The sequence below is a fragment of the Saprospiraceae bacterium genome, from assembly GCA_016712145.1.
Taxonomy (GTDB): Bacteria; Bacteroidota; Bacteroidia; order Chitinophagales; family Saprospiraceae; genus Vicinibacter.
In genome coordinates, this window is record JADJRO010000001.1 from 2,602,917 (window position 1) to 2,627,370 (window position 24,454).

The following is a 24,454-nucleotide window of genomic DNA, read 5'->3' on the forward strand; positions in this document are numbered from 1 at the left end:
ATTGGGCAAATTTATTGTAAATTAATTACTTTTAAGGATGGCTTTTGACTGGAATAAAACGAAGAAATGGGTCCGGGAACATTTGGAGAAGAAATTCTTAATTATTATACGCAATGAAGAAACCTTCGAAGAAACGGCAAATTACCGCTTAACCCTTCAAAATATCTATTTATTGGTGTGCACGCTCCTATTGGGCCTGGGCATCCTCCTCTTCTTATTAATTGCCTTTAGTCCGATCAAACGCTACGTTCCCGGATACGGGGATCTACGTTCACAGAGTGAATTTATAAAGCTGGAAAAAAAGATTAGTGGCATGGAAGAGGAGTTGAAAGCGCGGGATACCTATATTCAGAGCGTTCAGCGTATTTTAACTGGAAATCCTGAAACCACGGATGACGTTACAAAAAACATCCATATCAAGCAGGAAAAACCTGAACCATTACCTAAAGTGCGGGAAGACAGCATGTTACGAGCTGAATTTGAAACCAATCAGGCCCTTGAAGCCCGATCAAAAACACAAAATAGTGGCAATCGGGCCCAAGCCAGTCCGGTAAACATGAAAACCAGTGAACGGGAAAGTTTTACGGACCTGAATTTTGTTAGCCCAATACGGGGTCCCTTAGGGGCCGCATACGATCCTGCCAAAGGCCATTTAGGAGTCGATATCATCGCGCCAAAAAATACACCTATTAAAGCCTGCTTGTCAGGAACTGTAATTCAATCCGATTGGTCTATAGAAAATGGACATACCATAGCCATTCAGCACAGCAACAATTTAGTAAGCATGTATAAGCACAATTCAGCCTTGCTAAAAAAAACAGGATCACGGGTTAAAGCCGGAGAGGCCATTGCTATTATAGGAAATACCGGGACCCTGACCAATGGTCCGCATTTGCATTTCGAATTGTGGTACAAAGGTCAAACTGTGAATCCTGTAGAGTATATTCGTTTTTAATTTATATTTTTTCAATTTTGTATCCAATTTAAATACTAATTGTCCTTCATGAAAAATCTAATTTATTGTCTATTCTTATTTGGAACTTGCCTGGTGCAGGCTCAAAATCCGTTACAATCTTTAAGAGATGCAAACAAGGATTTATTTCAGCTTTCAGACAGCCTTAGAAATTTAGAACGATTGATGAGCAGAGGGGGAATTGACACGCTTCAGTTTGTAGAAATGAGTGGCGAATTATTAACGCAGTTAAGTTCATTAGCTTATTCCAATTATGATAATTATGCCCGGTTGGATTATTTTAATACAGAGGAAACGGTAGCACCACCGCCAACACCACCACTGGGAGCTATGGTGGATGCAGTCTATCAAGGTCAACAAGATACCGTTCCGGAAACAATGCCCGAAATGCCTGAATTTAAAGCTCCAATGAATCCCATGAGTTTGATTACCGGATCCGGACGTCGAACTGGATTTAAGTTGCGTTACGGGATGTATTGGAATGGACTCAGTCAAGGTGCTAAAAATGCAGCGATAAATTACCCCGAATTTAAAACGGGATCTTCATTTAATTGGTTTGGAGAATTTGATATTTTATTGCAAACAAAATTGGGTAAGAATAAAGGTCCTTTTTCTGTATATTATGGAATTGGATTCGATAGAAGGCATTTTACACAAACGGATAAAGTCCAAATCTTAACTACTTCAGGTGATGAAGCTATCTTTCGTACGGATTCAGTTCCAAATTATGAAGAATCAACCATTCATTTAGGCTATTTACGAATTCCGGTTGGACTGCAATTCAAAAAGAAAAAACTTGCGGTCAATTTGGGAGGCTATGTTGGATTTTTAACCAGCCATGAACAATCTCTTGAATTTAAAACGGCTAATAAAGAAGAAGCAAATTTAATTCTTGATAAAAATTATGACTTTACAAAGACGATTTATGGTATAAGTACTTCAATTGGTTACAATAGAATTCATATCGGATTTAATTATGATCTTAGTACCTTGTTTAATAAATCAAAAGATTACGAATACAATGCCTGGAGAGTAGGCATCCTACTTTTTAATTAATACATCCCATGACGAAACCGGAACTGTTTTATGAGAAATTAGCCTATCTTTTTTATGCGATTGCAAATGCAGATGGTCGCGTGAAAAAGCAGGAATTGCAGATGTTGCATCAGGAGATCAACACCATTTGGAAAGAAAAAGATGATCCCGTTGACGAATTTAATACGGATTTAGTATTTGAGGTAGAAGCTGTTTTTGAATGGTTGGAAGACAATCGCTATGATTCAAAGGATGCGTTTAATGATTTTAAAGATTTTGCTCTGAGTCATAAAACTTTATTTGATAAGGAAACCCAGCAAAAAATACTTCATACTTCAATGGCAATTGCCCATGTTTTTAAAAGTATCAATCACGATGAAGAAAATTTACTTCATCAACTTGAAAGTTTATTAAATTCTATTGCTCATTGATTTCAAATGCATGATTTTTTATGGAGATTTTCGAAATACCCTAAACAAATTCTTCAGTTTTAAAGCTAAGTTTGATTTTTGTCATATCGAACTATGACAGGGATCACGAATTATAGGTCGAGGACCCATTACCTTGGTGTATAATTTAACGATATGATAAAAGAAGTTGAAGGAGATATCCTTTTAAGTAATGCAGATGCAATTGCACATGGCGTAGCACCGATGGATCATTTTGATACCGGATTTTCATTGAGTCTTCGGGAGAATTACCCATCGATGTATAAGGATTTTAGACATTATTGTCAAACCTTTCATCCTAAACCCGGTGAAGTTTGGTTTTGGCAAAGTGCAGACAAGCGTAAAATTTTTAATTTGTTAACCCAGGAACCAGCACCCGCTGCATCAGCCCATCCAGGACGTGCAACTGCTTCCGCAATCAGGCATTGTTTAAAAAACATGGTTAAACAAATTCAGAAAGAAGGCATTAAAAGTTTAGCCATTACCAAATTATCAACCGGTGTTGGAGGTATGGAATGGTCTGAAGTAAAACCAATACTTGAAGAGCATTTGAATGAATTAGGCATTCCGGTTTATGTGTACAGTGTTTATCATAAGAATGTAGCGGCGGAAGAGGGGAGGTTATAGTCTGTAGAAAGGAATCTTTAGGGAGAATGCTGCAATGTTGCAATGCTGCAATGGTTCAATGTTGCAATTCTATAATGGTGTAATTCTTCAATGCTGCAATGTCGGCCTTGCTTATCTGAATAATAATCGAAAATTCGTTCATTGCATAATCAATGAACCATTGCAGCATTGCAGCATTGGAAAATTTCCCTAAAGACTTCTTCTCAATAGACTAAACTCCTTTCTTACAAATGTCCTTCGAAATTCATTCATTCAAACCTCGGCGGGACGCCTTCGGTAACTTGCCAGTCTATTCAAATTTATTTCTAAAAATTAGTTACAGAATTAACCCATTAAACGATTGCAGCATTGCAAAATTGCAGCATTGTACCATTTCCCTAAAGACTTCTTCTCTAAAGACTAAACTCCTTTCTTACAAATGTCCTTCGAAATTCATTCATTCAAACCTCGGCGGGACGCCATCGGTAACTTGTAAGTCCATTCAAATTTATTTCTAAAAATTATTTACAGAATTAACCCATTGAACGATTGCAGCATTGAACGATTGCAGCATTGTACCATTTCCCTAAAGACTCTTCTCTATAGACTAAACTCCTTTCTTACAAATGTCCTTCGAAATTCATTCATTCAAACCTCGGCGGGACGCCTTCGGTAACTTGCCAGTCTATTCAAATTTATTTCTAAAAATTATTTACAGAATTAACCCATTAAACGATTGAAGCATTGCAACATTGTAGCATTGGAAAATTTCCCTACAGACTCTTTTCTACAGACTAATCCCCTACAATTTCCGCGAACCAATTTTCTAAATTTTTGGTTTATGATTGAAAGCAATTGTGGATATACTTTTATTAGTTCTGGGTTTTGCGTGTTTACTTATTGGTTTAATAGGAGCGGTATTGCCGCTTCCGGGTCCGCCACTTAGTTTATTAGGAATCTTATTGATTCACTGGACTAAAACGTATGAGTTTTCATCAAATACCTTATGGGTTTTGATCATTTTGACTGTCGTGATTACGGTATTGGATTATTTAATTCCTGCATTGGGATTAAAGAAATACGGTGGTTCGAAAGCAGGGATGTGGGGAAGTATGATCGGACTTATACTGGGTATGGGATTAGGGCCCTTGGGTATCTTTATAGGTGCGTTTGCCGGTGCCTTGTTGGGTGAACTTTTGGTTGGTAAAACATCTGCTCAGGCCAGCAAAGCAGCATGGGGAACTTTTATAGGATTTTTATTTGGAGTGGTTTTAAAAGTTGCCCTTTGTGTTGCTATGATTTGGATTGCTGTGGCCGCTGTGATATAATGCTGCAATGGTTTAATGCTAAAATGGTTTAATGTTTATTACTGAGCAAGAGTCTGTAGAGAGGAAGTCTGAAGCAAAGAAGGTCAAAGCAAAGAAGTCTAATGCTATAAAGGTTTAAGCTATTAAGCCTATAGACTCTTCTCTAAAGACTTCCCACCCGGAAATATTTTTTCAAATAATTTGCATTGTCGAAATATTCGTCTATCTTTGACGAGTTATTATGAAACACGGGAAAGACCTTCTTAGTGTTTAAGTCTTTGAAAACGAATAGATTATTTCAAATAGCTGAGAGGATTTGGTGGGTTTTTCAGAAAAAACCTGCCGGATCCTGAAGGCAAGCCAGGACTTCCATCGGCTTTAAATCAAAAACACGTTCTATGATAAGTTTAACCAGGGTTTCGTTATGCATCTGTCTGTACACACTTATTTTTCCCTTCGTTATGGTACCCTTGCTCCGGAGCAAGTGGTCGCAGAAGCTGCGCAAAAGGGTATTCGCATATTGCCGATTACCGATATCAACAATTGCTCGGCAGCCTATGCTTTTGCTCAACTTTGCGAAAAGTACGGCATCCGGCCCATCTATGGACTGGAATTCCGTCAGGGGAATCAATTCCGTTACACCGCCCTGGCTCAAAATGCAGATGGAATCCGTGAGATCAACGAACAGCTCACCCAAACTTCTTTATCCGGAAGCGAGTTGTCCGCAAGAGCTCCACAATGGAAGCACTGCTTCGTCATCTATAAAAAAGCACCCTGTGCAATTGAAGATCTCTTTACCCATGAGTATATAGGTATAAGGCCTGCGGAAGTACCTGCCCTTTATTCTTCAGTCTTGCGTCCTCACGTGGACAAGCTCGTAGTTTTCAGCCCAGTCAGTTTCCTTAATGGGCAGGGCTTTCGCATCCATAAATTACTTCGCTGCATTGATCTCAATATTGTTCTCGGGAAATTAGAAACCGGGGATTGTGCGGATCCGGACGAATTCTTTATTGATCCGGAAATTTTGCGCGATCGGTTTTCGCAGTATCCACAAATTATCCGCAATACAGAAGCCATTTTAGAAGCCTGTCATTTTGAAATGCCCGCTCACAATGACAACAACCGCAAAACATTTACAGGAAATGCCGAAGGCGATTATAAATTATTAGCCAAACTGGCATTCCAGGGTTGTCGCCGACGGTATGGTCCGCATCAGGATCGTGCGGAAGATCGTGTGCGTCGTGAATTGCAAGTCATCTACCGCATGGGATTTAGTGCTTACTTTTTAATTACCTGGGATATCGTACGCTATGCACAAAGTGCCGGGTATTATCATGTGGGTCGCGGAAGCGGTGCCAACTCCATTGTTGCTTTTTGTTTGTACATCACCGATGTGGATCCACTTGAATTGGATCTTTACTTTGAACGATTTATCAATCCGCATCGTACGAGTCCGCCGGATTTTGACATTGATTTTTCCTGGAGTGACCGTGACGATGTTACGGAATATATTTTTGAGCGATATGGTCGCGAGCACACCGCTTTATTGGCAACTTATAACACCTTCAAAGGAAAATCCATCATTCGCGAATTGGGAAAAGTGTTTGGTTTGCCCAAAGCAGATATTGATTGCATCGTAGATCAGCCATTGGCCAGTAATAAACACCATGCCTACGCCAAACACATTTTTAAATACGGAAAAGCCATTGAAAAATTTCCCAATTATTTATCTATACATGCAGGTGGTATTATTATTTCTGAACGCCCCTTGAGTTATCATACGGCATTGATTCAAATGCCTAAGGGATTTCCGATTACCCATTTTGATATGTATGGTGCGGAAGATTTAAATTTTCACAAATTCGATATTCTGAGTCAACGTGGACTGGGACATATAAAAGATGCGGTAGATCTGGTGCGACGCAACCAGGGAAAATCTGTAGAAATCCATGATATTACAGCGATAAAAAATAATCTTACCGTAAAAAAGCAATTGCGATCAGGTCATTGCATTGGTTGTTTTTATATTGAATCTCCTGCGATGCGTGGTTTATTAAATAAGCTGCGTTGTGATACCTATGTACATCTGGTTGCTGCCAGCAGCATCATTCGACCGGGTGTTGCACAATCCGGAATGATGCGGGAATACATCGAACGTTTTCACCAACCCGATAAAGTACAGTACCTGCATCCGGTGTTTGAAGAAAACCTTCGGGAAACATTTGGTGTGATGGTCTATCAAGAAGATGTGATGAAAATTGTCCATCACTTTGCCGGATTGGATCTGGATGAGTCGGATGTTTTGCGACGCATCATGACCGGCAAACGCAAAAGTTCGGATACATTTCGATTGTTGATGGAAAAGTATTTTAGAAATTGTAAAGAGCGCGGTTATTCAGATGAATTAACACATGAAGTGTGGCGACAGATTGAAAGTTTTAGCGGCTATTCATTTTGCAAAGCACATTCTGCATCTTTTGCTGTGGAATCTTTTCAAAGTTTGTATTTAAAATCGCATTATCCATTAGAATTTATGGTAGCGGTGATTAATAATTTCGGCGGATTTTACAATACGGAATTGTATGTGCACGAAGCCCGGATGTGTGGTGCAATGATTCACGCACCCTGTGTCAATAACAGCAATTACCTTACAGATATCAAAGGCGAGCAAGTATGGATTGGTTTTATTCATATACAATCCCTTGAGCAGGCAAGCGCAAAGCGCATTGTTCGTGAACGCGAGCGCAATGGTCCGTATCAAAACCTGGAAGATTTTATACGCAGGGTGCCGATGGGACGTGAGCAATTGCAATTACTCATACGGATTAATGCTTTGCGCTTTACCGGATTAAGTAAAGGCGAATTGATGTGGGAAAAAAATGCGGTGCCCGAAATGGGAAAAACACAATTCGTCCATTCTTATTTGTTTCAGGATGAGAGCGAGTCGTTTGTTATGCCTGGTTTGGAAGAAGGAGCTTTTGATCAGCGCTTTGATGAAATTGAGTTGTTGGGATTTCCACTATGCAATCCCTTTGACTTGTTGGAAGCAGATGTATCAAATTGTATATTATCCAAAGAGTTGAAAAATTACATGAACCGCAGCGTTCAGTTGCTGGGTTATTATGTCACGCAAAAACCGGTACGCACCAAGCAAGGCAAGCTCATGGCCTTCGGTACCTGGCTGGATCGCGAAGGACAATTTTTTGATACCACGCACTTTCCACCCGAATTGGAAAAATCTCCTTTTCAGGGAAGAGGCTGTTACCTGATTGTTGGAAAAGTCGTTGACGATTTTGATTTTGCAAGTATCGAAGTGAAGTTTATGAAAAAGTTGGCTTATGTAAAGGATGGGAGGTATTAGTCTGTAAATTTTTATGAAAATAATTTTTATTTGATCACGAAAATATCTGACCATACGTTACCCCAGTATACAAAACCTACAGACCATGAAATCACCAATGAATTCTGATTTTGAATGGCTCGAATTGGTATTTGAGCATCGCAACAAAGCATATGGAGCTTACCGGATCCGGCAAACACAATCCAGTAATATGACGAAAGCCATGCTGATTGCTTTTTTCTTGTTTGTACTGGCTGCATTTAGTTCGTCTATTTTGGCAAACAAGAAAAATGCTTCGATCGCTGAAGAAAATTGTCCGGAGGAAATCTGGCATGAATGGAAAACCGATTTACCCTTTGAAAAACCAATGGAAGTAAAACCACCCGCAAAAGAATTGAAGGCCGCAACAGTAAAAAAAGCAAGCAATGCTGAAGGATTTAAAGTTGTAAAAGACAGTACGCTTGATATAAAAAAAGAAGTCGAACAAATTCCAGACAACACAGGCAATCAAACTCAGGAAGAAGGCCTGAGCCTGACAAATGAAACCATTTCAAGCGGATCTTCATCAGGTACTGAATCAATTAATACAGAAACCGGAACCAACACGAAGGAAGAGCCTATTCGGTTTGCAGAAGAAATGCCAAAGTTTGGTAAAGGCGAAAAAGATCTCATGGATTATTTATCCAAAAACATCCGGTATCCACAAATGGCAAAGGAAAACCGCATTGAAGGCCGCGTAACCGCTGAATTTATTGTTGATAAACACGGACAAGTTCGGGAAGTTAAAATTTTAAGAGGCTTAGGTGGTGGATGTGATGAAATGGTAAACCGGATCTTAAGCAATATGCCAAAATGGACGCCCGGAAAACACAATGGTAAAAACGTTTCAGTAAAGATGGTATTGCCAGTTGGATTTAAATTGAATTAAACCATTTGAGCTGCTAATTTTTCGGCAAGCATGAATACCGTTGCTTGTGTATTGCTGCTAATTGTTGTTGGAATCACCGAAGCATCAGCGATTCGAAGATTGGAAATGCCTTTAACTTTAAATTCAAAATCAACCACCCCATCTTCTAAAGCACTCATTCTGCAAGTTCCAGTTGGATGATAAAGCGTTTGACTGTATTGACGAAGGTGGCTCATGTAATCATCATCTGATTGCGCTTCGTATGCTGGAAATTCAAGAGCATCAATGGTTTGTTCCCAAACTTTTTGCTTGCTGATTTCACGTGTTATTTTTAATCCTTCCACCATGAGTTGCAGATCGGATTCATCCTGATAATAATTTGGATTTATTACTGGAGCATCCAGCGGATTGTTTGATTGCAATTGAATCGTGCCTTCACTTTTTGGATGTAATAAGTTAGGTCCAAAACTAATCCCATGAGGTTTTGGTTGAATAAAACCATGTTGAATAAAAAACGCCGGACCAAAATGAAATTCCAAATCCGGACGATCACTGGTCCCTTTTGTATTTATGAAAGCACCGGCTTCTGCAACGTTGCTGCATAATGGGCCGGTATTGTGTCTAAGATACTGAACTAAACTTGAAACTGCCGGAACCAGCTGGTTGAGGGAATCCAAAGATTGAATTCCTTTTTTTAAACGAAATGCCATACCACAGATTAAGTGATCTTTCAAATGGTTACCAACAGGTTTCAAATCCAGGATTGTTTGGATGCCGTGTGGTTCCAATTCAAGACTGTTTCCAATTCCTGATAGCATTAAAAGATGGGGTGATTGAAACGCGCCAGCACATAAGATGATTTCACGATTGCAATGCAATTGATTCAACTTCTTATTTTGAAAAAATTCAATCCCAGTTACTTCATGTTTATTTACAAGTAGCTTGCTTATTTGTGAATGATTTATAATGCTCAGATTTTTACGATCGGAAATTGGTCGAAGGTATGCATCAACTACACTGAAGCGTTTTCCATTCCGGATGTTCTTTAAAAAAAATTGCGAACCCCTTTGAATGCTTGAACTTGATTTGTTGATCGGCCAACCAAATTCATGAGTAGCCTGCACAAATTGTTCGGTTAAGGGATGTATATACATAGTCTCATTTGAATAGGCACTGGTATCTTCATGATAAAATCCCATTTGCTGTTCGGCTTGTATCAAATAGGGTAAACAAGTTTCCCATTCAAAACCCTGAACTCCAAATTTGCGCCATGCTTCCATATCCAAAGGATGGGGCCTGGTATAGATCATGGCATTCATACTGCTGCAACCACCCAACATTTTTCCACGTGGACTAAACATCTTTTGCTTGTTTAATCCAACTTGAGGAGTCGTTTCAAATGCCCAATCTCTCTTGGTTTTAAATAGTTTTGAAAACGCTGCAGGTGTTTGGACTAAAAAATGTCGATCCAAACCCCCGGCTTCGATAAGCGCAACTTTTATAACAGGATTCTCACTGAGCCGATTGGCTAGCACACAACCTGCCGATCCGGCACCCACAATAATATAATCAAAAGACTTCAAAATCATCTTGCAATCTAGGAAAAGAACCCGTATATAAATTCAAATATTTATAACATATGAATAAAAGAATTAATTTCTATGTGTTCTATGTCCCTATGTATCTATGTGATTCAAAAAAATCACGCTAGGAGGAGAATCATTAACTCTACAAAAGAGCCATTTTTGTACCACATAGGAATAAAGGAAACATAGGGAACACATAGGAAGAAAATAATTAAATTTTATGTAATCTATGTCCCTATGTGCCTATGTGGTTCAGAAAAAATCACAAAATAAAAGGAAACATTAGATCTCCTAAAAGGCTTTTTTTTACCACATAGGAATAAAGGAAACATAGGAAACACATAGGAGGAAAACAATTAAATTCAATGTAATCTATGTCCCTATGTGCCTATGTGGTTCAGAAAAAATCACACTATAAAAGAAAACATTAGATCTCCTAAAAGGCTTTTTTTTACCACATAGGAATAAAGGAAACATAGGGAACACATAGGATGAGAATAATTAAATTCTATGTAATCTATGTCCCTATGCCTATTTGTTTCAAAAAAAAGCATCCCTAGGAGGCAAATTACTAATCCGGAACGAATTAAAAAATTTCCACATGGGTATAAGGCAGAAATAGGGAGGCACCCAGAATAAATTCCAAAACAAGATCACGGCATTCAAACCCAAGTGACAAAAATCATGGCTCCTGTTGACAATGGTCATAATACCAAATTTGCCATTCGGATATTTTTGTACTATCAATTATTTAAGACAAAATTATCTTAATTTAAAAATTCTGGACCATGCAAACTAAATTATTAATTTATCCGGCTCTTATTCTAGGCCTCATTTGGCTTCCTCTCGGTTGTAGTGAAGGTGTTAAAAAAGACGCCAAGATGTATGATGTACAAGAATTAACCAAAAATCAACCAGAAGTTCATGGAACAGAAGTAAAAGAGGGTGAAATAGCCTTTGCTAGCCCATTGAATGCCGAATGGGTTAGTGGAGGAAAAAATATTTATGACCTCAAATGTTTGGCTTGCCATAAGCTCACAGACGAAAAATTGGTTGGACCGGGTTGGGCGGGTGTAACAAAAAGAAGAAATCCAACCTGGATTATGAATATGATTACCAATGTCGATATGATGTTGGAAAAAGATGAGGAAGCACAAAAATTACTCGAGCAATGTCTGGTAAGAATGCCCAATCAAAATGTAAGTAAAGAAGAAGCACGCCAGGTGATTGAGTTTATGAGATCCAATGATGGTGAAAAATAAATATACAATCTATCATACAAAATTTATTAAAATGAAACTAAGAAAGCTAAAATACCTTCCCATTTTATTGGGACTCTTTTCACTTGCAATGTGTATGAATGCTTGCAAGCCAAAAGGAATTCAAACTGCTGTAAGCGGTGATGCGGCAGTAAAAGCCTATGTACCCCCTGGGAAATATGATGAGTTTTACAATTTTGTTTCAGGAGGATTTAGTGGCCAGATGGCAGTTTATGGATTGCCTTCTGGAAGATTATTCCGAGTGATTCCAGTTTTTTCTGTTGATCCAGAGAAAGGTTATGGATACTCAGAAGAAACCAAACCCATGCTGAATACTTCTCATGGATTTGTGCCTTGGGATGATTTACACCATCCAGCACTGTCTGTAACTGATGGGGTGCATGATGGTAGATGGGCATTTGGAAATGCAAACAATACTCCGCGTATTGCACGTCTTGATTTAAAGACATTCCGTACCGCAGAAATAATTGAAATTCCAAATAGCGGTGGAAATCACTCCTCTCCTTTTGTTACGGAGAATACAGAATATGTTGTTGCAGGAACCCGATTCAGCGTACCCATGGGAGACAAGCAAGACGTAGCAATTTCAACCTATAAAGAAAACTTTAGAGGGACCGTAAGTTTTATTAGCATTGACAAGAATGATGGAGCTATGAAAATTGCATTTCAAATATTATTGCCTGGTATCAATTTTGACTTAGCGCGTGCTGGTAAAGGAAAATCTCATGGATGGTTTTTCTTTAGCTGTTATAATTCTGAAAGAGCGAATACCCTGTTGGAAGTAAATGCCAGTCAAAAGGATAAGGACTTTATAATGGCTGTTAATTGGAAAAAAGCTGAAGAATATCTCGCTCAGGGCAAAGGCATGAAAAAAGCAGTTAAATATGCGCACAATACATACAGCGAACAAACACACAGTGCAACATCAAAAATTGAAACTGAAGTGATTGTTCTGGATCCAAAAGATTGTCCAGACATGGTCTATTTTATGCCTTGTCCGAAATCTCCACACGGTTGTGATACCGATCCAACAGGAGAATACATAGTGGGTAGTGGAAAATTAGCGGCTATGATTCCTGTATTTTCATTCACAAAAATTCAAGAAGCTATTGCAGCTAAAAATTTTGATGGAGATTATGAAGGAATTCCAGTATTGAAATACGAAGCAGTTTTACATGGTGAAGTTAAAAAACCAGGATTGGGCCCCTTGCATACGGAGTTTGATGATAAAGGAAATGCCTATACTTCATTTTTTGTTTCTTCTGAAATTGTAAAATGGAGAGTCAGTGATTTGCAAGTATTGGATCGTGTACCAACTTATTACTCTATTGGTCACTTGTGCGTCCCAGGTGGACCTACTAAAAAGCCATGGGGGAAATATGTGATTGCTTATAATAAAATTACGAAAGACCGTTATTTACCAACGGGTCCGGAGTTAACACAAAGTGCGCAATTGTATTCTATTGATGGTGATAAAATGAAATTGTTGTTGGACTTTCCAACTATTGGCGAGCCGCATTATGCAGAAGCAATTCCTGCAGAACTTATTTCTAAAAACAGTGTAAAAGTTTTTAAAATAGAAGAAAATAAAAATCCATATGTAACCATGGGTGAAAAAAATGCGAAAGTAGAACGCAAAGGAAACGAAGTACATGTTTATATGACATCCATTCGTTCACACTTTGTTCCAGACAATATAGAAGGTGTTAAATTAGGAGATGCAGTTTATTTCCATGTAACCAACCTCGAACAAGATTGGGATGTACCTCATGGATTCGCAGTGAAAGGCGCTAACAATGCTGAGTTATTAATTATGCCTGGAGAAACACAAACCTTGTTATGGAAACCAGATCGGATTGGTGTTTTTCCAATGTATTGCACCGATTTTTGTTCAGCATTGCACCAGGAAATGCAAGGCTACATACGGGTTAGTCCTGCTGGATCCAATGTACCAATTACATTTAGCACTGGTAAAAAAGTTGAGGCAGCAGCTCCTGTAGCTAAATAATTAAGTCATCATAATATTTCATTCAAAATCGAATCCATATGAAAATTTATAAATTAATTATACTGGGTGCAGCATTATTTAGTGCATGCAATGCACCAACAAAAACAGAAACGCAAGCTGCTGCTACTCCTTCTGCAGAAGCAGATTTAGGACAAGCAGGGGTACAGGACAATGATTCACAAAAGGATATTGTGAAAATTGCTGTTGGCTCTCCTGATCATACCACATTGGTTGCAGCGCTTAAGCAAGCAGAATATGTAAATGATTTAGCGAATGCAGGGCCGTTTACAGTATTTGCACCTACCAATGCTGCGTTTGATAAACTTCCCGCAGGCACCGTTGATGGGCTTATGAAGCCAGATCAAAAAGAAGCTCTTAAGGGAATTCTTGAATACCATGTTGCCGTTGGTGTATATAAACAGGATTATTTACAAGATGGTCAAACCATTGGCATGGCCAGTGGTGATAACATTACCATTCAACTGAAAGATGGGAAGATGATGGTTAACGGGAATGCAAATGTAGTAGCAACGGTTCCCGCAACCAACGGACTGATATATATCGTGGATGCAGTTTTATTGCCTCCTACCAAATAACATAGAGTTCCAGAAGCATTTAATTTGAGTAAACGGGTCGGTGTATTAATTACCCGGCCCGTATTTTTTTCAAATATTATACTATGACAAAAATTACAAATAGATCCAGGATCATTGTAGCCTTAACTTCGCTTGCATTGATTGTCACTTATTTTGTTCCAATTTGGAGAATTGACTTATTTGCACCGCAGTATCCTGAAGGTTTAACCATGAAAATCTGGCTAAACACTTTAAAAGGAGATGTAGAAATTATCAATGGTTTAAATCATTATATTGGAATGCGTCATATCAAAGTAGAAATGTTTCCTGAATTTGAATTTTTAATTTATGTAGTGGGATTTTATATTTTGTTAGGTTTGTTAGTAGCCTATTTTGGCCGATTGGCAATCTTATTTTGGTATATTGTTTTTACTGCATTTGGTGGTGTATTTGCTATGTTTGATTTTTACAGATGGGGTTATGACTATGGACACAATCTGGATGAAACGGCAGCAATTAAAGTGCCTGGACTTTCCTATCAACCACCGCTGTTAGGTCATAAACGTCTGTTAAATTTTGATGCCTATTCTCTTCCGGATATAGGAGGATGGATTGTTATCATTGCAGCAGCTATCATGATCCTTCTATGGATTTATGAATATTACAGACATCACAAATTTCCATTTAAAATTCCAATAAAATTTTCAGCAATACTCGTTATTCCAGTAGTCTTGTCAGTTTCATCCTGCAATGTACAACCCGAACCATTTAAATTAGGAACGGATGTTTGCTATATGTGTAAAATGGGTATTGTTGATCCAAAATTTGGTTCACAGATAATAACCAATAAAGGAAAACTTTATAAGTTTGATGATATTGGTTGCATGATCCGTTTATTGAAATCCGGAACTTTTGATTCCAATACCATTAAAACCATGGTGGTTGCAGATTATAACAATCCTAATGCTTTCATATCTGTAAATCAATGTACATTTGTTTTTGGAGATGGAATCAAAAGCCCGATGAATTTTAACCTTGCTGCTTTTACCAATGAATTAAATGCTAATAAAAATCCTGAAAATTCTACTGCAAAATTCTTTGACTGGAATGCTGTTTATAAAAGTATTGAATAAGATTCAAATTTCAAGTTGTGGTGCATTTTTATGTTTGGTTCTTTTAAATTCTTCATTGCACGCTTCCAGCATTTATGTTGGACCCAATCACCCAATTAAAACGATCAAGGAAGGACTTCAAAATATCCGACCGGGCGATAGCTTGATTGTGGATGGTGGGCATTATTCAGAAGGAAATCTGATCATTCAACAAGAAATGGTTTTTACAGGTATTAACTATCCGGTCTTAGACGGAAAGTTGCAATTTGAAATTCTTACAATTAGTGGAAAAAATATTGTCGTTTCAGGAATTACATTTATAAATTGTGGAAAATCAGCAACCCGTGATTTTGCATCTATTAAATGTATAGATGCTGAAAATATTCGAATTGAAAACAATAAAATTGAGAATTCTTATTTTGGAATTCATATTTCAAATACCAGCCAAATTCATATTAAAAACAATTGGATTTCCGGACAGGCGGAAAGCGAACAAACTTCAGGCAATGGAATTCACCTTTGGAAATGCAACCATGCCTTAATTGAAAACAATCACATCAGTGGACACAGAGATGGAATTTATTTTGAGTTTGTAACAGAATCCAGTATTCTTTACAATTACAGCACAGAAAATGTACGATATGGATTGCATTTTATGTTTTCACATAAAGATTATTATGCAAACAATACATTTATTAAAAACGGGGCTGGCGTTGCAGTGATGTATTCACACGAAGTTACGATGGAATCCAATCACTTTGAAAATAACTGGGGTGCCTCATCTTACGGCATCTTATTAAAAGATATTTCAGATAGTTGGGTTTATGGCAATACGTTTGATCAAAACACGGTAGGCATCCACATGGAAGGCAGCAGTAGGATGGTTGTGGAAAAAAATCGTTTTAAAGAAAATGGCTGGGCTTTAAAAGTCCAAGCCAGTTGCAACGACATCCAGTTTCAGCACAACAATTTTATAGGAAATACCTTCGACGTTGCCACCAACGGAAGCAATGTGTTGAGTCGATTTAGTCAAAACTACTGGGATAAATACGAAGGCTACGACCGAACCAAAGATGGTTTTGGTGATATCCCATATCATCCGGTAAGTATGTATTCTATGATCGTAGAGCAAAATCCGAGTGCATTAATTTTATTGCGAAGTATTTTAATCGCAACATTAGATAAAGCGGAAAAGGCTATTCCAAGTCTTACACCTGAAAATTTAATTGACTTACAACCCAAAATTGTTCCCAATAAATTATGATTCGGATTAGTGGTTTAGAGAAGCGATTTAAAAAATTAGTTGCATTGACCGACATTCATGTCCAATTCAATAAAGGCCAGGTTATTTCGTTGATAGGTCCTAATGGATCTGGTAAAACCACTTTGATAAAATGCATCCTTGGATTGGTTAGGCCAGACCGGGGTCAAATCGAATTGGATGGAGAATCTATTTTTAAAGATGAAACCTATCGTAAAAAAATTGGGTATATGCCTCAGATTGGGAGGTACCCGGATCAAATGAAAGTGGGTCAGTTGTTTAGTTTATTAAAGTCCATTCGCAGTTCGGTGAATTTAGATGAAGAAATGCTGGAGCTTTATAAATTGCATGAAATTTGGGAAAAACCCATGAGAAGTTTGAGCGGTGGGACCAGGCAAAAAGTGAGCGCAGCAGTCGCATTTCTATTTGATCCTGAAATTCTAATTTTGGATGAACCCACAGCCGGACTTGATCCACTGTCTTCCGAGTTGCTTAAAGAAAAAATACAACGAGAAAAAGCAAAGGGAAAGTTGATTTTAATTACCTCTCATATATTAAGTGATCTCGATGATTTAACCACGCATGTTTTGTATTTACAGGAAGGCGCCATTCAGTTTAATGGTAATTTAAATGAGTTGAAACAACAAACCGGAGAGGAAAAATTTGGAAAGGCAATTGCCCGGTTTATGAAAACTAAAAATGAAGCAACGCATGTGGAAATTGTCTAAATACATATTTTACGATATCGTCCGCAATAAAGTAATATTGGCCTATACGGTTTTCCTTTTTTTGGTCAGTATGTTATTATTTAATCTCGAGGAAAATTCAAGTAAAGCCATATTGAGTTTACTCAACATTCAGTTGGTTACCATCCCATTGATTAGTATGATATTTGCGACCATACATTATTACAACTCATACGAATTTATTGAAATGTTGTTATCGCAACCCCTTAGCAGGAGTCGTGTACTGTGGAGTGAATTTCTGAGTACGGCCTCTTCGTTGATTTTGGCCCTGTTGCTAGGTATGGGAATCCCAATTTTAATTTACAATCCGAATGAGAGCAGTCTTACCTTGTTGTGGACAGGAATTGCTTTAACAAGCGTATGTACTTCCCTGGCTTTTTTTGCATCCGTTCATTCGAGGGATAAGGCCAGAGGAATCGGAATTGTCTTATTGTTATGGTTTTATTTTGCTTTAATTTATGACGGCCTGGTCTTGATGATTTTATTTAATTTCAGTGATTATCCACTTGAAAAAATTACGCTTTTGTTGACAGCATTAAATCCCATTGATTTAGCAAGAGTTTCAGTTATGCTTAAAATGGATGTCAGTGCATTGATGGGTTATACCGGAGCTTTATACAAGGAGTTTTTTGGAAGTGTACAAGGAATATTATATTCCGGTGGTATTATGTTCCTTTGGATGCTAATTCCAATACTTTATGCAATCCGTGGATTTAATCGAAAAGATTTGTAGTCATTGAAAGTCTTAGCCTACTATTTAATCCTATTTATTTTAATCCACCAAACACAGATATTGTAGCTTGAGGATAAATAAGATTGAACTTAATAATTTTGAAGTTGTAAAGAAGAGAATCTGTAAAAGTTATTTTAAATAAACTTTTAAATCAACACATTCCACCAAACTGCTGTCTTTGTAAAATATTGGTGAAGATTTGTTGTCTCCTCTCACTCTTATTTGTTCAAGTTTTAAACCATGCACATCATCAAAAACAAATGCAGGGCGGTAATCCGGATCTTTTATTTTAATATTAATATTTTTAAAACTTAAACCTTTTACATGCCTTACATAAAAACCCCATGCCGGCAACTCACCGAACATTGAAAATTCTGGATAAGAAGTTTCGAGCTCAGGAACATCTTTGATTCGATATAATGGAAGATTTGCGTATGCTTTATTACCCCTACCCGGATAGTTGATCGTAATATTTTCGAGATGGACATTTTCAACATACACGCCAGGATTTCCGGTTATCGAGGATGGAAATATATTGTGGAAGCTTGCTAAATCAGGACCCCGAATGATATAATTTTTATCCGGTTTATCAAACGGAACGGAAACATGCATGTTTCTTATGGTAACATTTCGCAAAGGTCCGGCTTTTGGTGCACCGCGTACTTTCCCTATGCGCATAAAAATGGCATTTCCGGTATTTTTTGCAACGATGTTTTCAACAAGTACATTTTCTATAAATCCTCCTTGTGTACATTCAATGGCAATCGCAGATCGATAGGTATCATACACTTTAATATTTTTAATGACTACATTTCTGGCACCACTTACCAGGGACGTACCAAATTTAACTGCACACGAACTGGAGCGAATGGTGCAATCTGCTATATAAATGCTATCGCAAATTTGTGATAAACTGAAATCTTCTGATTTTATACAGATCCCATCGTCTGAAGCGTTGATATCACAATTGGTGATTTGTACATTTTGACAATCAACGATGTCGATCCCGTCGTTATTCCAATAAGAATCACTGTCTACCCGAATGCGGTCGATTACAATATTTTTACATTTTTCATACGTTTGAACCCAACAGGCAGCATTTTTTATCGTGACATTTGTAACTTTAATATTACTGCAACGATTGAATTCAATTATCTGTGGTCTCAATTCAGCCCAGGGTCTTCTTTCAGATAAATAATAATTGAAACTATCAATTACTCCGGCATAAAAAAGGCTGTCGATGTGTAAGGCAAGTTCTGCGCCTCTTCCATCGATGATCCCTTTTCCTGAAATAGATATATTTGAAGCGCCATCAGCCATGATTAAAGCTTTCCATCTATTGAGTTTTATATAATCTGCAATCTCAATGCTACCCAGCAGGAATGCCTGTTTTTCGAGATGCAGTTCAACACCATTTTTTAAAACAATGGAACCTGAAACAAACTTCCCCGCAGGGATAAGAACAATCCCCCCACCGGCTGCATGTGCTTGATCTATAGCTTTTTGAATGGCTATTGTATTGATCGATAGCCCATCGCCCAAGGCGCCAAATGATTTGATGTTAAAAATTTTGGCACCAAATGAACACGTTATTGAAGAAATAAGAATAAAACTCAGGATGTAATGTTTCATATTTATAAATAGCAATACAAACATAATTAGAAGCCTGCAATTAATAGATCCTATTTTAGACTGTTTTGGTTTTAATTACAATTAATAGGTTGTTTGGTAATTTAATCCAATAGCATATTATCAAATTTGAATAACTTTGGTAATTCAAATGAATTGGATGAGTACATCAATGTATAAGCCACTTTTTTTTATTTTGTTTCCGGCTATTCTCGCTTACAGTATTAGTTCATGTACTCAAATCAATTTAAAAAACGGTTTTAATTCAAAATCAGAGTCTTCATTTATTTCAAGTCATCAAGTATCTGAAAATAAATATTGTTGCAATTTAGGTGTTAGAAGCAAAGCCTTATTATCCACTCGTTTCAAAAATTTAGAACATTTAAAAAAGGTGGTGTCAATACAATACGATCAAGATTATAGTCGTATGGACAGTATGGAATGTATTCATAGTGTTGTCAAAATTTCTTATAAAAGTAATGGAGAAACTATCACTCGGACGATGCGTTCAGGTGTAAGTCAAAACGAAATATTAAAACTTCAAAAAGCAGATTTGTTTACCCGAACTCGATTTGTTTTGTCCAATCCTGATGCCATTAGGCAGCGAGGTGAACTAGACCATATTTATATGCTTTCGCGCAGAAGACCTGCATTTTTTGGACCGGGTGATATGTCTTTCTATGATCTTGCTGAAGAATCATTCCGACATATTAATACACCCCATTTGGCTTATTTCAGTGCCCGGGATAGTTCGGAAAAAGGGTACATCAACACATTTAATCATATAACAGCACAGGCCATAATTACCTCATTTTTTTCAGAAGAATTGGCGGATTTCATTGGAGATTTACACGAACGAAATAATATGCCAGAAATTACTTCCGGAAGATTTAGTATGCATCAACTAAAGGATTCAATCAATAGTCCGGAAGATAATTATATAGATATTATTAATAATGAGATCGGACAGAAACTTGGATCTAAACTAAAGGAGAAATATAAATTGAATAAGAAAACGGTATGCACACCAGATCTATTCTCAGCCTACTTAAATGATATTCAAAGTTATTATATGTGGGCATTGGAAATTGGGTTGGATAATTTTAGATCTAAAGACGAAATGATTATTAAATTTTCGAATAAGATTAATGTGCTATTAAATAGATCCTAAACATTTAGCAAATCATTATTAACATTCATACTTCTATATTTAAATTTTTAAATCACTTACATTAAATTTGAATTTAAAAAATACAAATTGGTTTGATAATTATTTAGAAAATTCCTAATTTATTCTGACTATAAGACGGTATAATGACGAATCTTTATAAATTGTGCTGTCGGCAACCATCTGATACTTATCGAGCAAGCCATTCACCCCAAAATTATTTCGTTCGTTTAAGCGTTCGATCCATTTTTCATGAATGATTGCATCCTCTAAAATGGCATCATTGAGATTGGTATTATAAATGTCTGCAAAGTTTAATTTAGTTTTAGAGAGATTTGCATTCGACATATTAGTACCTGACATGACACTGTAACTTAAATCCGATTGATGCAAGATTGCATTGCACAGGACCGCTTGAATAAGTGTTGAGTGATTTAGCTTGGAATTTTGAATCGTGGTATTCGTTAAATCAGCAGTATCTAATTTTGCTAGGTGTAAATCTGCTTCATTTATTTTTGCCCAATTTAATTTTGCTGAAATTAATTTGGTTCCGACAAGCCTTGCTTTGTTTAAATTTACTCCGATCATGTTTGCGCCTGTTAAGTTTGCATGATTTAAATTAACACCTTCTAGATTGGCGTATTGTAAATTGGCATATGTCAAGTCTATGCCACTTAAATTTTGGTCATGCAGGTCAGCGTTTCGCAGATCAGCACCATAAAAACTAACGTTTTGCTTTATTTTTTTAAAATAATTGGAGTCGCGTATGGTAGTAATTAATACAAGTAACAAGAGCCCTCTTTCTGAACTTAAAGATTGATATACTTTATTCTCCATATCCCATTCTTTGGTTATTTTAAACGAAGAGCTTAGTGCTGCGATACGTTCAACCATATCATCCATTTCAGATGTATTTAGAGAATTTTCCTTAGTAGAATCTAGTTTGTGTATCAATTCAAGTATTAATGCAATATTGTTTTTTTGTTGTTCAAGATTAATACTATTCCTGAACTCCTTTAATTCCTCTTTGGCAAGATTTAGATTTTCATAAAGATTTTTATTGAACAAATAAGAGAATAAAAAACAGGAAAAAAGTACAGCACAAGCGAAAGAAATCAATACTGTAAATTTGAAAAACTTTTGTTTAATTTGATTAGATCCTAAGTTGAAGACAGATTCAAAATTATTAGCCGACTTATTATGATTCCAGATCCAATAAAGCGAAATTACCAAAGCAATGATTCCAATACATCCTGCAAAGCCAATCCAAAAAGAATTATTTATTTCTATATAAGGCACTTTAATATAACCAAAGACCCAGCCTATAAGCATACTTATGAAAAGTAAGATCAAGCGAATCGGTTTAAATGTCATGGATTAAATTAATAAATAATTTTAAATTGTGCGCAAGATTAACATTGCAAAAGTACTAGTTTCTAATCGTAAATTTTAATTCTCATAGCAAATCAAAAAGAACACTTATATAATCTACCTCTAATTATTATTTTTGCAGAATGAACCTGTTAAAATTGTTTATTCTTTTACTATTCGTTCCTTTAGTAAGTAGAATTTATCCAACCGAACCACAGCCTGATAAAGTTAAGCCCGTTAGCAAATTCTATAATTCTTCAAAACCCCTGACCCGTTGGTTTTGGTTTGCTTCAAAAATAAAAGAATCCGATGTTAAATTTCAATTGGATTGGTTAAAGAAAAATAATTTTGGAGGCGTTGAGATTGCCTGGCTTTATCCATTGCATCGCTACCAGGAATGGTATGCAAAAGATTACAATCGGCATTATCCGGTAGACACGAGTGCACAAAAGTGGCTCAGCAGCGAATGGGTGGAGATTGTTGCATATACGAAGCGCTATGCAGATTCCATTGGGATGGCTTGTGATTTCACATTCGGGAGTGCCTGGCCGGTTGCAGGACTCAATATTGAGAAACAATATGGTACTCAAATTTATGGGGATACTTCATTCAGTCAACTCTTGACTTTTTCCTGGGCATGGCCCCAGACGATGCGGGTAATCAATCATCTGGATCCAAATGCATTTGAATTATTTGCAAAGCCATTTCAAGCTGCGATGAAGGATGTATTAAAAGGTCCTAAAGCGATCCTTTTTACAGATTCGTGGGAAATCAAACTGAATAAAAAAAATAAAATTTGGACGCCAGGTTTTGATTCAACATTTATGTTAAAATTTGGATATGATATCCTCCCTTTTATGAAATTAGGGATTGATTCTTTTCCGGATGTACGGTATGATTATATGTTGCATCTGGATGAATACGTTACCAATGGATTTTATATTCCCTATGTTAAAAAATGTAAAGCGATGGGAGCCTGGTCAAGGGTCCAATGTTTGGGAGCACCAACTGATGTGATGACCACCTATTCTCTGGTGGATATTCCTGAAACAGAGGCCATGCTAAACAATCCAAATTATTCTGAAATTGTAAGTTCAGCTGCCTGTTTAGCTTCCAAAAAAATGGTTTCATCTGAATCATTCACCTGCATGTATGGATTTCCTGCGACTTATCTTCGAAAAGAGCAAACTGCCGATTTAAAAATGGTGGCTGATGCTTTGTTTGCACATGGAGTCAATCAGCATGTTTATTGTGGTACGCCATTTAATCCGGCAGGGTCAGACAGCATTGATTTTTTTGCGACCTGTTATTTTGGCCCAGGTGGAAGTCTAACCGATGAACTACCTGCCTTTAATGCGTATGTTGAAAAGGTGTCAGGGATATTACAAGAAGGGAAAACCTATAGCGATGTTGCGGTGTATATTCCATATGAAGATGCTTTGATGAAAGGTGCTTACCCACCAGAAAAGCAACGTGTTTGGGTTTGGGGAGAATATGAGATGCGCTATATCTTTCCACCTGCAGAAGTTGTAGGTTATCATCCCTTATGGATTAATCGGCATTTTTTAGAAAAGGCAAAGATGGTAAAAAATAAATTAGTAGTTGGGGATGCCGCCTTTTCTTTGTTATATGTCGATGTTAAGTACATGGATCTTCGTGCGCTTAAACGAATTTTAGAATTAGCCAAAGAAGGTTTAAAGGTTTGTATTAAACAACTACCCAATCAACCTGGTAAATCCAAATCAGGAGCGTATTCAAACCTGTTAAAGCAATTGTTAGCATTGAATGGGGTTTCAAAAAGTTTTGTGAAGTTAATAGATCATCCTGCCCTAATTCAAGGCGATAGCTTGCCAGAATATTGGTGTCGGACTACAAAAGATGGGACCCATTATTTATTTTTAGCGCAATGGGCTTCTAAAAATTTGCAGTATCCAATTTATTCTGGACAATCTCTGGCAACAGAATCTAAAAAAATGGACTTTAAATTAAACTTCAATGGAAAAACTCAAAAAACAAATATTGAGTTTAAACCTAATCAATCTGTCATGCTAAAAATCACTCCCAAGGGAAAAATTGAATTTGTTGATATTTCATTTTTACCAAAAACTCCTATTGTGCGACCTCGGGAAGTTCAGAAGATGTATTTTTAAAAATTCATTCTATTTATGATGACAGTCAAAGCAGCTCTCATTTAAATTGAAAATAGAAATGAAATTTATCACCTTTTCCTTGGAAAACTCCGTGAATTAGTTGGATGGTTGCGTAAACGACTTCAATACTGAATATAGCATGATTGGAAGAATCCGGAAAGGAAAAGAAAGAATCTAATCCAACCAACTCGGCGTCGACTTTACAGATACATCGATGA

General features: G+C 37.0%; 19 protein-coding genes. 16 read left to right on the top strand and 3 right to left on the bottom strand.

Features of this window, described 5'->3' with window-relative positions:
• Window positions 1–37: 37 nt before the first annotated feature.
• The 7 genes from IPK91_10670 to IPK91_10700 all read left to right on the top strand — a co-directional run bounded on the left by IPK91_10670 (window position 38) and on the right by IPK91_10700 (window position 8,638).
• Entirely contained in the window at window positions 38–955 is a 918-nt protein-coding gene (locus IPK91_10670) for a M23 family metallopeptidase (GenBank protein MBK8297718.1), read from the top strand.
• A 48-nt stretch (window positions 956–1,003) separates the two neighbouring features.
• Entirely contained in the window at window positions 1,004–2,029 is a 1,026-nt protein-coding gene (locus tag IPK91_10675; GenBank protein MBK8297719.1) for an outer membrane beta-barrel protein, read from the top strand.
• An 8-nt stretch (window positions 2,030–2,037) separates the two neighbouring features.
• Window positions 2,038–2,439 carry a TerB family tellurite resistance protein gene (locus IPK91_10680; GenBank protein ID MBK8297720.1) on the top strand — a complete coding sequence of 134 codons (402 nt, stop codon included), beginning with the start codon at window positions 2,038–2,040 and terminating at the stop codon, window positions 2,437–2,439.
• Between the two features lie 153 nt (window positions 2,440–2,592).
• Window positions 2,593–3,084 carry a macro domain-containing protein gene (locus IPK91_10685; protein ID MBK8297721.1) on the top strand — a complete coding sequence of 164 codons (492 nt, stop codon included), beginning with the start codon at window positions 2,593–2,595 and terminating at the stop codon, window positions 3,082–3,084.
• 836 nt (window positions 3,085–3,920) lie between these two features.
• The gene (locus IPK91_10690) at window positions 3,921–4,391 is read left to right on the top strand and encodes a DUF456 domain-containing protein (protein MBK8297722.1); all 471 of its coding nucleotides are present in this window, start codon (window positions 3,921–3,923) and stop codon (window positions 4,389–4,391) included.
• A 403-nt stretch (window positions 4,392–4,794) separates the two neighbouring features.
• Window positions 4,795–7,731, top strand: a complete 2,937-nt coding sequence (locus IPK91_10695; GenBank protein MBK8297723.1) for a DNA polymerase III subunit alpha — start codon at window positions 4,795–4,797, stop codon at window positions 7,729–7,731.
• A gap of 85 nt (window positions 7,732–7,816) precedes the next feature.
• Window positions 7,817–8,638, top strand: a complete 822-nt coding sequence (locus IPK91_10700) for an energy transducer TonB (GenBank protein ID MBK8297724.1) — start codon at window positions 7,817–7,819, stop codon at window positions 8,636–8,638.
• On the opposite strand, the gene IPK91_10705 is transcribed toward IPK91_10700, so the two are convergent.
• Complete coding sequence (locus IPK91_10705) at window positions 8,635–10,200, bottom strand: GMC family oxidoreductase N-terminal domain-containing protein (GenBank protein ID MBK8297725.1); 1,566 nt, start codon at window positions 10,198–10,200, stop codon at window positions 8,635–8,637. The two genes, IPK91_10700 and IPK91_10705, sit on opposite strands and share 4 nt — an antisense overlap.
• A 791-nt stretch (window positions 10,201–10,991) precedes the next feature.
• Here IPK91_10705 and IPK91_10710 point away from each other — a divergent pair.
• From IPK91_10710 to IPK91_10740, 7 genes are all read left to right on the top strand, one after another.
• Window positions 10,992–11,465, top strand: coding sequence for a cytochrome c (locus IPK91_10710; GenBank protein MBK8297726.1), 474 nt, complete (start codon window positions 10,992–10,994; stop codon window positions 11,463–11,465).
• Between the two features lie 31 nt (window positions 11,466–11,496).
• Window positions 11,497–13,491: a Sec-dependent nitrous-oxide reductase gene (gene nosZ, locus IPK91_10715; protein MBK8297727.1), complete on the top strand. Its 1,995-nt coding sequence runs from the start codon at window positions 11,497–11,499 to the stop codon at window positions 13,489–13,491.
• A 38-nt stretch (window positions 13,492–13,529) separates the two neighbouring features.
• Complete coding sequence (locus IPK91_10720; protein MBK8297728.1) at window positions 13,530–14,087, top strand: fasciclin domain-containing protein; 558 nt, start codon at window positions 13,530–13,532, stop codon at window positions 14,085–14,087.
• An 83-nt stretch (window positions 14,088–14,170) separates the two neighbouring features.
• Complete coding sequence (locus IPK91_10725; GenBank protein MBK8297729.1) at window positions 14,171–15,199, top strand: nitrous oxide reductase accessory protein NosL; 1,029 nt, start codon at window positions 14,171–14,173, stop codon at window positions 15,197–15,199.
• On the top strand, window positions 15,174–16,442 hold the full coding sequence (nosD, locus tag IPK91_10730) for a nitrous oxide reductase family maturation protein NosD (GenBank protein MBK8297730.1): 1,269 nt from the start codon (window positions 15,174–15,176) through the stop codon (window positions 16,440–16,442). The genes IPK91_10725 and nosD overlap by 26 nt, the downstream gene beginning before the upstream one ends.
• Window positions 16,439–17,167 (top strand): ABC transporter ATP-binding protein, encoded by a 729-nt coding sequence (locus tag IPK91_10735; GenBank protein MBK8297731.1) that lies wholly within the window; start codon window positions 16,439–16,441, stop codon window positions 17,165–17,167. Before nosD ends, IPK91_10735 begins: the two co-directional genes overlap by 4 nt.
• A complete protein-coding gene (locus IPK91_10740; protein ID MBK8297732.1) occupies window positions 17,151–17,918 on the top strand; it encodes an ABC transporter permease subunit in 768 nt (255 codons plus the stop codon). Before IPK91_10735 ends, IPK91_10740 begins: the two co-directional genes overlap by 17 nt.
• Before the next feature lie 129 nt (window positions 17,919–18,047).
• On the opposite strand, the gene IPK91_10745 is transcribed toward IPK91_10740, so the two are convergent.
• Window positions 18,048–19,550 carry a right-handed parallel beta-helix repeat-containing protein gene (locus IPK91_10745; GenBank protein ID MBK8297733.1) on the bottom strand — a complete coding sequence of 501 codons (1,503 nt, stop codon included), beginning with the start codon at window positions 19,548–19,550 and terminating at the stop codon, window positions 18,048–18,050.
• Between the two features lie 157 nt (window positions 19,551–19,707).
• Between IPK91_10745 and IPK91_10750 the strand changes: the two genes are divergently transcribed.
• Window positions 19,708–20,718, top strand: coding sequence for a hypothetical protein (locus tag IPK91_10750; GenBank protein ID MBK8297734.1), 1,011 nt, complete (start codon window positions 19,708–19,710; stop codon window positions 20,716–20,718).
• A gap of 114 nt (window positions 20,719–20,832) precedes the next feature.
• Here the strand turns inward: IPK91_10750 and IPK91_10755 are convergent, their stop codons facing one another.
• Window positions 20,833–22,089: a pentapeptide repeat-containing protein gene (locus IPK91_10755; GenBank protein ID MBK8297735.1), complete on the bottom strand. Its 1,257-nt coding sequence runs from the start codon at window positions 22,087–22,089 to the stop codon at window positions 20,833–20,835.
• A gap of 140 nt (window positions 22,090–22,229) precedes the next feature.
• Here IPK91_10755 and IPK91_10760 point away from each other — a divergent pair, with 140 nt between their 5' ends.
• Window positions 22,230–24,236 (top strand): hypothetical protein, encoded by a 2,007-nt coding sequence (locus IPK91_10760; protein MBK8297736.1) that lies wholly within the window; start codon window positions 22,230–22,232, stop codon window positions 24,234–24,236.
• Window positions 24,237–24,454: the final 218 nt, after the last annotated feature.